This window comes from Parabacteroides goldsteinii DSM 19448 = WAL 12034 (genome assembly GCF_000969835.1).
GTDB classification, from domain to species: domain Bacteria; phylum Bacteroidota; class Bacteroidia; order Bacteroidales; family Tannerellaceae; genus Parabacteroides; species Parabacteroides goldsteinii.
Window position 1 is genome coordinate 1,704,017 of the sequence record NZ_KQ033913.1, and the last position, 12,091, is coordinate 1,716,107.

8 protein-coding genes are annotated in these 12,091 nt (G+C 44.1%); 2 read left to right on the forward strand and 6 right to left on the reverse strand.

Features of this window, described 5'->3' with window-relative positions:
• Window positions 1-10 precede the first annotated feature (10 nt).
• Complete coding sequence (locus HMPREF1535_RS20000) at window positions 11-1,198, forward strand: glycosyltransferase family 2 protein (RefSeq protein WP_046147267.1); 1,188 nt, start codon at window positions 11-13, stop codon at window positions 1,196-1,198.
• Between the two features lie 107 nt (window positions 1,199-1,305).
• On the forward strand, window positions 1,306-2,424 hold the full coding sequence (locus HMPREF1535_RS20005; RefSeq protein WP_010802887.1) for a hybrid sensor histidine kinase/response regulator: 1,119 nt from the start codon (window positions 1,306-1,308) through the stop codon (window positions 2,422-2,424).
• 33 nt (window positions 2,425-2,457) lie between these two features.
• Here HMPREF1535_RS20005 and HMPREF1535_RS20010 read toward each other — a convergent pair whose 3' ends face one another.
• The 6 genes from HMPREF1535_RS20010 to HMPREF1535_RS20035 form a co-directional block, all read right to left on the reverse strand.
• On the reverse strand, window positions 2,458-2,994 hold the full coding sequence (locus HMPREF1535_RS20010) for a GNAT family N-acetyltransferase (RefSeq protein ID WP_046147268.1): 537 nt from the start codon (window positions 2,992-2,994) through the stop codon (window positions 2,458-2,460).
• Between the two features lie 189 nt (window positions 2,995-3,183).
• Entirely contained in the window at window positions 3,184-4,479 is a 1,296-nt protein-coding gene (locus HMPREF1535_RS20015) for a TolC family protein (RefSeq protein ID WP_007656176.1), read from the reverse strand.
• Window positions 4,480-4,482: 3 nt separating this feature from the next.
• Window positions 4,483-7,524, reverse strand: coding sequence for an efflux RND transporter permease subunit (locus tag HMPREF1535_RS20020; RefSeq protein WP_046147269.1), 3,042 nt, complete (start codon window positions 7,522-7,524; stop codon window positions 4,483-4,485).
• Between the two features lie 11 nt (window positions 7,525-7,535).
• Window positions 7,536-8,588, reverse strand: a complete 1,053-nt coding sequence (locus HMPREF1535_RS20025) for an efflux RND transporter periplasmic adaptor subunit (protein WP_010802885.1) — start codon at window positions 8,586-8,588, stop codon at window positions 7,536-7,538.
• A gap of 202 nt (window positions 8,589-8,790) precedes the next feature.
• Entirely contained in the window at window positions 8,791-9,759 is a 969-nt protein-coding gene (locus HMPREF1535_RS20030) for a DNA/RNA non-specific endonuclease (RefSeq protein WP_010802884.1), read from the reverse strand.
• A gap of 108 nt (window positions 9,760-9,867) precedes the next feature.
• On the reverse strand, window positions 9,868-12,075 hold the full coding sequence (locus HMPREF1535_RS20035; RefSeq protein WP_046147270.1) for an alpha-L-rhamnosidase-related protein: 2,208 nt from the start codon (window positions 12,073-12,075) through the stop codon (window positions 9,868-9,870).
• Window positions 12,076-12,091: the final 16 nt, after the last annotated feature.

The window sequence follows — 12,091 nt, forward strand, 5'->3', positions numbered from 1 at the left end:
ATATAAAACCATGCAAGAAGTATTTTACACTGTAATCGAATGGCTATTTTGGATCGGTATCTTTATAGTCTTCTATACCTATCTGGGATACGGTATATTATTATATGTATTAGTAAAAGTAAAAGAACTCTTCCAAAAACCCATAAGCATAGGATTGCCTGAGCCTCTTCCTGAAGTTACCCTCTTCATTGCGGCATACAATGAAGAAGATATCGTTGCTTCCAAGATGGAGAACAGTCATGCCCTCGCCTATCCGACCGATAAGCTGAAAATCGTTTGGGTTACAGACGGGTCGAACGACCGTACGAATGAACTCCTGAAACAATATCCGGAAGTAACCGTGCTTTTCCAACCGCAACGCAAAGGGAAAACAGCCGCCCTGAACCGAGGTATACAATATATAACAACGCCCTACGTCATCTTTACGGATGCAAATACCATGCTTAATAAAGAAGCCGTGCATGAAATTATCCGCCAATTCTCCAATCCGGAGGTCGGATGCGTAGCCGGAGAAAAAAGAGTGGAAACAAACACTGCCCAGGGAGCTACGGCGGGAGAAGGTATTTACTGGAAATACGAATCAGCCCTGAAAGCATTAGACTACCGGTTGTATTCGGCAGTCGGAGCAGCAGGAGAGTTATTTGCCGTACGGACGGAGTTATTCGAACAAATGCCGTCAGACACCCTGCTTGACGACTTCATTCTTTCATTACGTATTGCACAAAAAGGATATAAAATAGCCTATTGTAAAGAAGCCTACGCTACCGAAACCGCTTCCCTCAATATGAAAGAAGAAGAAAAACGCAAAATACGCATTGCTGCCGGAGGACTGCAATCGGTCTGGCGTCTGCGAAACCTGTTCAACATCTTCCGTTATGGTATGCTTAGTTTTCAATTTGTGAGCCATCGTGTCTTACGATGGACCATTACGCCGGTCATGTTATTTCTTTTAATACCATTAAATATAATATTAGCCTGTTATGGAGGGTTTACTTATATATTTTTACTACTTTTACAAGTTGCATTCTATATAATGGCTTATGCCGGTTATATGATGGAACAGAAAAATGTTCGAAACAAGTTGTTTTTTATCCCCTACTACTTCTCTTTCATGAATATAAATGTGATAAGAGGTTTTTTCTATTTAGCTGGAAATAAAGGGAATGGAGCATGGGAGAAAGCAAAAAGAATTCAATAAAAAAAATAATTCTAAAATGTAACAAGGAAAACGCCTGTAAATTCAAACATTATTAATATTTTTGCGTACGCATAGTGATTGAATATCAAGAAAAGTTTAAATTTGATATGGATAATTTAGCAGCAGGATATACAGTATTGATCGTTGACGATGTACCAACCAACGTCATGTTAGTACAAGCTATATTAAAAAAAGAAGGCTACAGGCTATTAACCTGTGACAGCGGAGCCAAGGCTTTACGTCTGGCACATGACAAGCACCCTAATCTCATACTATTAGATATCATGATGCCGGAGATGGATGGATACGAAGTATTACAGCATCTTAAAAGTAATCCGGACACAAACGATATACCTGTTATTATCATGTCGGCCCTGAGTGATATGCAGAGTATAGTAAAAGGTTACCAGCTCGGAGCAACAGAATATGTGACGAAACCGTTCCAGAGAGAGGAATTGGTTAAGCGCGTAGCTCACCGTTTCGAGTTATTCAGCATTAAACGAATTAAGCAGGAACTGGAAAACACCATAGAATCCCGTGACACCCTTTATTCCGTTATCGCCCATGATCTGCGTTCGCCACTAGGTTCTCTGAAAATGATGAACAATGCGATCCTTATGATGGTAGATAAAGACCAGGTAAGTCCGGAAGTATTTGAAATGCTCCAGATGATGAACAAGACGTCGGAAGAAATCTTCCTGCTGTTGGATAATTTGCTTAAGTGGGCTAAAAACCGTCTGAAGAAACAAAATGTATATAAACAGGAAACTGATATAAACAGCCTGGTTTCAAGCACAGCAGAAATATATATCCCGATGGCAACCCAAAAAGGACTGACTATCCAATTACAGGACATGGACAAAGAACTATCCGGTTTTGTTGATATAGACATGATCAAAACAGTTGTCAGGAACCTTATTTCAAATGCTATTAAGTTCAGCTTTGAAGGCGGAACCATTACTATCGGTTCCAAGATAGAAGGAGACCATGTTGTTATCAGCGTCAAAGACTCCGGCAAGGGGATAAAGAAAGAAGACCAGGAAAAGCTGTTAAAACAGAATACTCACTTCACGTCCTACGGAACGAATAATGAAAAAGGTTCCGGATTAGGTTTGATGCTTTGCAAAGACTTTGTTGAACAGCATGACGGAAAGCTCTGGTTCGAGTCGGAAGAAGGTAAAGGTTCCACATTCTTCGCATCCCTGAAAGCGTTGAGTAAAGAATAAAAAGAAACTATATAATGAAAAAGGGAAGGTTCATCACCTTCCCTTTTTCATTATAACCCGATTCAAATCTGAAGCGAACCGCTTATATTCAATATCCGGTATGGTTTCTCCGGAGGAAAGAACAACTAACGAATGATCCGGATATCCATTTCTGTAAGCCGGATGGGTATGAGGATACGGATTTTCTACAAACCCATGTAACTGATAAAAATGCAAGCGGGCAGCAGAGACATTATCCGTAACAGGGTCTATTTCTAATAATACACGCCCACTTTCCTGCTCTATCAGATTCTTCAGAATCAAACCTCCCAGACCTTTCCCGCGCTCATTCGGATGGATTGCAAAATGTTCCACATACGTATAACTATCGAATCTCCAATAAGCGATAAAGCCCAATAAAAGATCATTGACCGGATCAATATGACAATCCAAATGATACCGGCTGTCTGAAAACGCGTCCTGTTGCTGCTCCACAGTCCGTTGTTCATAGATTGGGAAACTTATATCATATATGTTTCTAAAAGCAGTATACCGCGGATGATCCGTTGCTGTCAATCTTATAATCTCCATCTTGTTTTTGTGTTCTTAAACGGATACAAAGATAAAAACTAATGCTTTCTAACCTGCAAGCAATTGTATTCAAATATAAACATACAACCTTTATACTGTTTCATTACTATGAAACAAATGTTTCTCCCTAATGAAACAAGTGTTCCACTAGGGAGAAACAGATTTTACTTAGTATGTATTTTCCAGAGGTCACTGCATCCGTCGGATACCAATAGCCTTATTATACTGGGCCAATGATGCTTTTTGCTGGTACCAGGTCTGGATCAGGCTGCTATAAGACTGTATCCATGACAACTGGGCAGAAAGGACATCGACAATAGGAAGCTTACCTTCGTTGTAACTGAATGTATTCAGATCCAGATTCTCTTCTGCTATCTTACAAGCCTCTTCAGCGACATCGATCTGTTTAGTATTCTCTGTCAGGCTTGTCCATGCATTAGCCACTTCCTGAGTGATCTGGTCGCGGGTATTATCCATTGCATACTCTTTACTGCGCAGCACGGCTTTTTGGGAATTTACTTCCTTGAAACGGGCACCCCAACGGAACAAAGGAATCTTTAAAGATGCAAAGACAGCCGGTGTCCATAAGTTATCGGAGCCTTTTACGTTCAACATAGGAGTTCCCCATGTGCCCTGAAAACCGACAGACAGGGTCGGATTATATTTTGCTTTTGACAGGTTGATCTGTCTTTTCTGATACTCGATGTTCAGTTTGGAGATCAGGTAGTCCGGCCGGTTTTCCAGTGCTGCCGATTCACCGACCTGCATAGGCAACGGTAAAACCATCGTAATAGAGTCTGTAATCGTTATCGGCTCCATTGGAGGGACACCCATCAGGACATTCAGATTCTGCAATGCAATCTGATAATCCTTATAAGCGGCACTTTTATTCAACTCGGCTTCCTTTAAACGGGCCTGTACCTGCAACAGGTCGGTCTTGCTGATCTGTCCGTCCTGAAAACGGAGAGTCAGCACGTTTGCCAGTTCCTGTACAATATCGACATACTGTGTCATTACAGCGTACATGCCTTTACGGGCAGCAACAGACCAATAGTTCATGTCGGCAGCATAAACGATGTTATCGGTCGTCAACTCTTCGGCCTCGGTCGCGATCTGGCCCTGGATTTCGGCAGCCTTATAATTGTTGTAAATTTGTCCGCCGGCGTAAATAGGCTGGCTTACTGTGGCACCAAGACTATACGTATTATGGTCCATTTCGATACCGGGTATGCCATCTCCCATTCCCAATTCGTATTTATTTATACGGTATTGATAACTTCCGGAGAAATCCACAGCCGGGAAGAATGCTGTTTTAGCAGCTTTGATAGCATGCTGCATTGCAATCCGTTCTTCCGAACTTTGCTTGATCTGACGGCTGTATTCAAGTACTTTTTCTTTGTATTCGGCTGCCGTAATGGGCTGCACCTGTGCTTTCGCAGACAGGGCACCCAGTAACATACAACCTATTATCAGTTTACTTTTCATATCTTATTCCGATTTAATCTTAAAGAAAATACAATAGGTAACCGGAAGCACGAAGATGGTCAGGATGGTTGAGACAAACAAACCTCCCATGATCGTTGCGGCCATACCTGCAAACATCGCGTCTCCCAACAACGGAAGCATACCCAGAATCGTTGTACCCGAGGCCATCGTTACAGGAACGATACGTGTCTTAGTTGCCTCGATAACGGCATTGACAGGAGCCAGTCCGCTATCCATTTGCAAACCTATCTCATCGACAAGCACAATCGCATTCTTTATATTCATACCGATCAGTCCCAATAATCCCAGCATCGCAAAGAAGTCGAGCGACTTGCCGAATACCAGTAATCCCAGTACCACACCGATGAAGATCAACGGAAGCATAGCCATGATCAGCACCGGTTTACGGTAATATTTCGGGAAAAGGAACAACAGGGTAACATAGATCAGACCGAACATCAACGGAATATTGGCGGCAATCGCTTTGTTACCTTTATCCTGTTCGCTTTGTTCTCCGAAATAAGTCATCTTATAACCTTCAGGAACCTGTATTTGTTTCTGGGCTTCTGTCCAAAGATGGCTGAAAGCAGCCATGGTGTTGGCGCCGCGTTTCGGTTCACATTGCATCATCATGTATGGCTGACGGTTGTAACGTCTCACTACATTATATTCATAATCGAGAGAGAAATCGTCGATAACCTGTTCAACTTTGACGGAACGTCCTTTGGCACTGTAAACCGGCAATGTTCTAATATCGTTCAGGTTCATAGAATCCCTGTCGGCATCCTTCATCAGGATAGGCATGAAGACATCGCCTTCACGATATTCACCCAATGGTACACCATTCGTTGCCGAACGAAGGGAATAAGCAACCTGCTGGCGGGTAATACCCAGGCGCAGACCTTTTTCCTGTGAGTACATCGGTTTCCATACCGGTACTTTATTCCCCCAGCTGTCACGCACTTCCATCACCTGGTCGTACTGACGGGCAATCTCTTTGACTTGTTCCGTTAAAGCGACCAGTGTATCCACATTGTCGCCGATAAAACCGATCTCGATAGCGGCATCAGGTACCGGAGACAAGGCGAACAAGGCTGAACGCGTCAGGATATCAGGATAGTTAGCCACCATATAGTCATAGAATTTACCTTCTTCCGCCTGTGCATCCTCCGCCTTTTTAGTCTCAATCAGCACATTGGCAAAGTTAGGTTTCGGACCTACCGACGAACTTGCCAGGTAATAACGAACCGGTGAACCTCCCAGGGTAAATGAATATGACTTGATATTCTCGTTCTTGCTCAGATAATCTTCGATCAGCTTAACATTCTTCTCCACGTCGTAAATACTGTACCCTTCAGGGAAGATCAGGTCGGCACGGAAATAAGGTTTGTTCATGATCGGGAAGAAACTCTGCGGCATGATACTCATAATAAATAAGGAGAGGAACAATGTCGCAATCACGGAAGTAATAGTTATCCATCTGCGTTTGATCAGACGCCCCAGCACCCCTTCGAATTTATGATACAGTTTCGTATCGTACGGATCCTTCGACTCGCCCGGTTTAGCCTCTTTCAGGATAAAGTTACCGAAAGTTGTTGTCTGAGTCAATGCCAGTACCCAACTTAAACCTAATGAAACAGCCAATACGATAAACAACGGTTTAACGATTTCGGCCACTGAAGCCGGAGCCAGATACATCGGCAGGAATGAACAGACAGCGATAAAGGTAGCTCCCAGCAATGCCCATTGCGGTTTGGTCGCTCCATCGATCAGAGCCTGATAACGGGACAATCCCCGCTTGATACCGACCTGCGCATTATCGGTTACAACTATCGCATTATCCACCAGCATACCCATCGCAATGATAAAGGCGGCCAGCGAAGTACGGTTCAGTCCGACGCCCCAGATCAACATAAGCAATAAAGTACCGCCCACCGAGAAGAGCAGCGAACTACCCACCAGCATACCGGCACGTGATCCCATCACCAGGAAGATCACCACAATTACAATCAGCAACGATTCGATCAGGTTCAGGATAAAACCATTGTTTGCCTCGTCTGCAATCTTGTTTTCCGGATAGATCGTTTTCAGGTCCATTCCAACAGGGAACAATTGTTCCATCTCCTGGAGGTGGGCAGCTACATCATTACCGACAGCCACCACGTCATCTTTAGCACCTGTTGCAACTCCGATACCGATAGCACGTTTGCCATCCACACGCATCAGATTGGAAGGAGGATCCATATACCCTCGTTCCACAATAGCAATATCTCCTAAACGGACTTCACTACCGCTTTTGGTTACGATCAACTGGTCGCGGATATCCTGGATATTCTTATAGGTTCCTTCCGCCCGGACACGCAACTGGTAATTACCCGTATTGATATCTCCGGTATTTACCAGCAGGTTTTGCGTTTGCAACACTTGCTGTATCGAGTTCGGGTCGATACCAAGATTTGCCAGTTTAGGAACTGAAATCCTTACATTAATAACTTGTGTCTGTTCACCGAACAGATATACTTTCTGAACACCGGGAACGGGAGACAGTTCCGTCTTGATCTTCTGAGCCCAGTCACGTAATTCATCATAGGTATAACCATCATCCGCACTCAAAGCGTAATAGATACCAAACACGTCTCCAAAATCATCGCTGACTGAGATAGAAGAAGCGCCACTCGGCAGGCGGGGTTCGATATTCGCCACCTTACGGCGAAGTTCATCCCACTTAACGGGCATGTTGTCAGGGTCGAGTGTCGGCTGAAGTTCAATCGAAATCTTAGACATACCGAAATAAGATTCAGACTTGATCTGAAGCACGTCAGACATAGACTGGATCTCACGTTCGATTGGCTCGGTGACCAGTTTTTCTACCTCGAAAGGAGTCGCACCCGGATATTGTGTAACAAGCACAGCCTGCTTGATCACAAAGGGAGCATCTTCCTTCTTCGGCAATTTAAAGAAAGAGTATATACCACCTATCAGCATAACAGCCAGGAAGAAGTATATAATCTTCGAATTCTCTAAAGAATATTTTGGAATATTCATTGCTTATCCTCTTAATCTGTTAATACTTTTACTTGTTGTCCGTCGACAAGGCGGGTTACTCCGGCAGTAACGATCTGCTCTCCGGCTTTCAAACCTTCGGTTACGACAACACCGTCTTTGCCGACCAGTTCTTTTTCCGTAATCTTACGACGTTCCACTTTCGAGGTTTGCGGGTTATAGACGAACACATATTTATTACCACTGTTCGGTTCGTCGGCAACGATAGCAGACAGCGGAATCAACACGGCCCCTTCATTGAAACTCTTGCTCTCTATGTTCAGGATTACACGACAGGAGAAACCTACGGCTACCTTATATTTGTTCAGATTAAATTCGGGATCATCAATATAAAGGAATACCGGTACGCCGGAACCATCGGGCGAGGCTTCCACATATTCTTTTACTTTCGCTTTGAAGCGGGTCCCTTTGTAATTGTCAAACTCTACAAAGATGCTGTAGGGAGTGGAGAAGTAAGTGATATTCGTTTCAGGCATTGTGAACTGCACCTGCAATTTGTTCGGGTTTATCAGGCAGACAATACCTTGTCCCATCTGTACCTTCTGATAATTCTCTACATATTTCTTTTGGATGAAGCCATCGAAAGGAGCACGCAGCTTAGTCTGCTCCAAGGTATTCTGTGAGTTTTCGAATGCTGCCTGTGCATTGGAATAAGCAGCCTTTGTCGATTCATACTCCTGTTGAGAGATTGCCTGTTTAGCCAGCAGTCTTTCCGCACGCTGCAACTGCGCCTGTGCTGTCTGGAAAGAAGCCTTTTTGGCTTCATAATCCCATTTGAAATCCTGTGGGTCTATTTCGGCTACGATTTGCCCTGTACGTACTTTCTGTCCTTCTTCGACATTTAATGAAATCAGCGGACCGGACATCTTAAAAGCCAGGTCACTAAATTGATCAGGCGATACAACACCGCTAAATGATTTTTCTACCATATCCAAAGATGTCACTTCTTCCAGCTTCACCGGACGAGGGCCCTGTTCCTTTACCGGAGGCTGGCTACATGACATCAATGCTGTCAATACAAAAACGGGAATCAATTTACCATTCATGATAACAACTTGATTTAGTTATTTTAGTTACTTATTAATTATATATGCTTGCATACAGTCATATAAAACTATGCGTTAAGTCATAGCTATACAACATTCATTTTCCACTAATTGTTCTAATTGCGCCGCTCCTTCGGAACCGAACGGCAGCTACTTATATTTGCTTGTTTTATTTCTATATTGCTCGTACAAACTACTAGTGTCAAAAGGACCAACTGTCCCAATCTATTTTTGCTTCCATTACCCTTTCCTGTTCATCGGGAACAGCCGGAAAGAAATCAATTCCCGTTACTTTTTCCACACTATCGACAGGTATCACCATTGACTTCAAAGAAGTCTTTTTATAATCCTTATTTTCCAGAATGAACGCAATTGCTTTATATTCGCTTCCCGAAACATAACAAATCACTTTGTAAAACGCGCCAGGAACACCTACTCGATTCTTTCCCATCCGTTTCATATTGTCCGTAATTACAGGACCGGTAGCAATCAGCAAAGATCCGTAATCTTTCGCCCATAAACGGCTCTGCTCTTCCAGTTCTTTCCAGATACCCCGGTTCAGCGCCGGTTTCTGCGGACAGATATTACTGAAATAAAATGATTCGCGCATTGCCTTTGCCGACCACTTCATGTCACCGGCAGGAGCCATATGGCCACGGTCGTAACCTGTACGGGTATAGTCTTCATTCGTTGCTGTCGCACCTTTTACCATCGGGTCCGGTACGAATTTATTAGAACGTTCCGTCTTTTTGCTTTTCGCCTCTTCGGCAGTCAGCTCGTAAGCTACCCAGTTCGCAATCTTATAATCTGAATTGTAGGATACGGTATATCCTTCGTGACGGATCACTTGTTCGGAACGTTTAGCCTTCAATTTAGGGATTTCGGCATTTGCCGGAACTTTAAAAGTAGTTGTTTTCGGACGAGGAGGAACAATGGCAGGCTTTTTATCTGCCGGTTTTTCCTTTACAGGATCAGCAGGCTGCTTCTTCTGTTCCACCGCCACAGGCTTCTTACCGGAAGTAGGATAGAAATAGTTAAACACATATAACAGGCCGATAAAACAGATAACCACTAAGGCCGCAAGAACAAATATACGCCTGATTACAGAAACTAAAGATGCCCCCTGATTCTTCTTTTTCCGCGATTTTGCTTTGCCTTTTCTTTTTGCCATTGATTAATAACCATTTATTCTCCGCCGCAAAAGTAGATAATGTGAGATTATTAAACAATATATAAACCTTAAATATATTCGTCAGAATTAATACAAAAAGTGCCCCGATTAAAAGGGGCACTTTAAATTATAGGTTCCGGAGCCTATCTGCTGTATCTTTCCTTTCGGAGAAACGACCTCTGCACTCGTCTGTTCCGGAACTTGTATTTCCATTAATATAGTACGTCCTGACTTGCGTAATTTCACTTTTATATCTCCGTAATGGGTAGGTACTGATGCCGATGCTTCCGTTAAAGACCCCATCTGAGGTTTTATGCGGAATGTACGGAAACCGGGAGATGTCGGTTCAATACCACACACTTTCTGGCTCAGCAGCGTCAGCGGTCCTCCGCTCCAGGCATGGTTGATCGTACCTCCTCCGAAACCTTCAGCGCCGACTCCCCAACCCTCAAATAAGGTTGTATAATCCTTATAGTTTAACATACCGGCATACCGGTCACGCATCCTCTGCAAGGCAACCTCCGGGGCATTCATCTGAAAAAGTGCTTCCAATACATACTTTTCCATATAGGGACTGGCATGATATTCTTTTTTCAAGACCTTCAGTATGGCGGGATACTTGTCTTTTGTCGCCAAACCGGATAGAACGGCCATAGCCTGCGAACGGTCGTCATCCTTGCCATGATAACCCGGAGAACGATATGCAGTGCCGGTCCAGAATTTCGTATTAAAGCATTTCTCAATACTATACATCATACGGGTGATCTCTTCTGCATCTGCTTTCTTACCCAGTTGAAGTGCAAATTCCTTTTCTGCTTTCAGTGCCAGATAATACCAGCAGTTCGTCAATACCCCCATATCGATCTGTTCGCCCCAGTCACCCCAACTCCATTCACCACTGCGTTCGATGGGCAGGCCACTCTTATCGACCTGCCATGTTTCATGCAGATAACGATGCAGGCGGTCATAAATAACCGGAATAAATGTACTGTCTCCGCTATAATAATACTGTGTATAGAAACCATACCAACCCACCGAAGCCAGCATCTGCAAAGGCAACTCCTTCGACCAGTTACCGGCAGGAACAGGAGCAAACAATGAGCCGTCGGCACGCTGCCAGTTCATCAGTTCATAAATGCCTTTAACGGCCAGTTTATGGGAAGAAGGAGAAAGTGCATAGAAAGCCTCTCCCAACTCGTTCACCTCGTCTCCCCACCATTGAGCACGTTCGCGTTCGGGACAATCCATATAATTGTCACGCATCGTTATATATAATGTTCTCGCAGAACGTTTCCAAAGTTCGTTCAGGAAAGAATCGTTACATTGAAACGATCCGGCAAACTCTGTATCATAGCCGGTTTCACGATACTTAACTTCCAGTACTTTTACTCCTTCGGGAAGAATATACCACATCTCATGACCGCTCATCCAGCCGTAACTTTCATACTCCTGTATGCCGTTGCGGGTGACATATTCGGCACGGATATTTTCTGGTCCTCCACCCCGATAATTATCCGTCTGCATATGGATTGTCGCACCTTCCGCCGACTCCACTTTCAGATAGGGTGTAAACTGGCAGTTGTAAGGTAAACGGCAGAACAGGGTATCGCCTCTCTCCGACCGGCGGACACCCGGATACTCCTTTAAACCAAAATCCTTAAAAAGCGGAATAGGACGTTCAACCAGGTTTCCCAAAGGCGCTTTACCAACCACTGCAGCGATCTCGGCTCCGGGAAACGTATTCTTATAGCCAGGCTGGTTCCATCCTTCTAATGTTCTGCGGGCATCGAAACGGATATTGCTTTCCGACAGGCGATAGTTCGGATAAGGAGCACCGGTATTCTGATAAGCATCATATACCCTACAACTCCAGCTTTTATCGGATACAATCTCTATGCCGGGAGCAATCGCCTCAAATAACAAGGCTGCCAGTCCACTGTTCACATGACTGAATCCGTTCTTACCAAAATGCCACACCAAAACAGCGATCGTATTTTCCCCCGACGTAAGGTAAGGAGCAATCTCTACCGAATCGTAGTAAGTATCATAAGGAGAAGGACCGCGTTTCAAGCCTCCTTCAAACACCACCATCCGACCGTTGATCCATAACCAATATTTACTGTCGGCTGCAATATGTGCGGCCAGTGTCCGGGGAACTTCAGCCAAAGTTACCGTTTTACGATAGGCCAGCCAGGTATTGCTCGCACTCTGGCATTGTTCCGTATTTATCCAGTTTGCTTTCCAGTACGTTTTCGTTTTAGCTTCTGCCGAAGCCAAAAATCCGGCGCATACACACAATAAGAGATACTTTTTCATAATACGATCGCTTTTA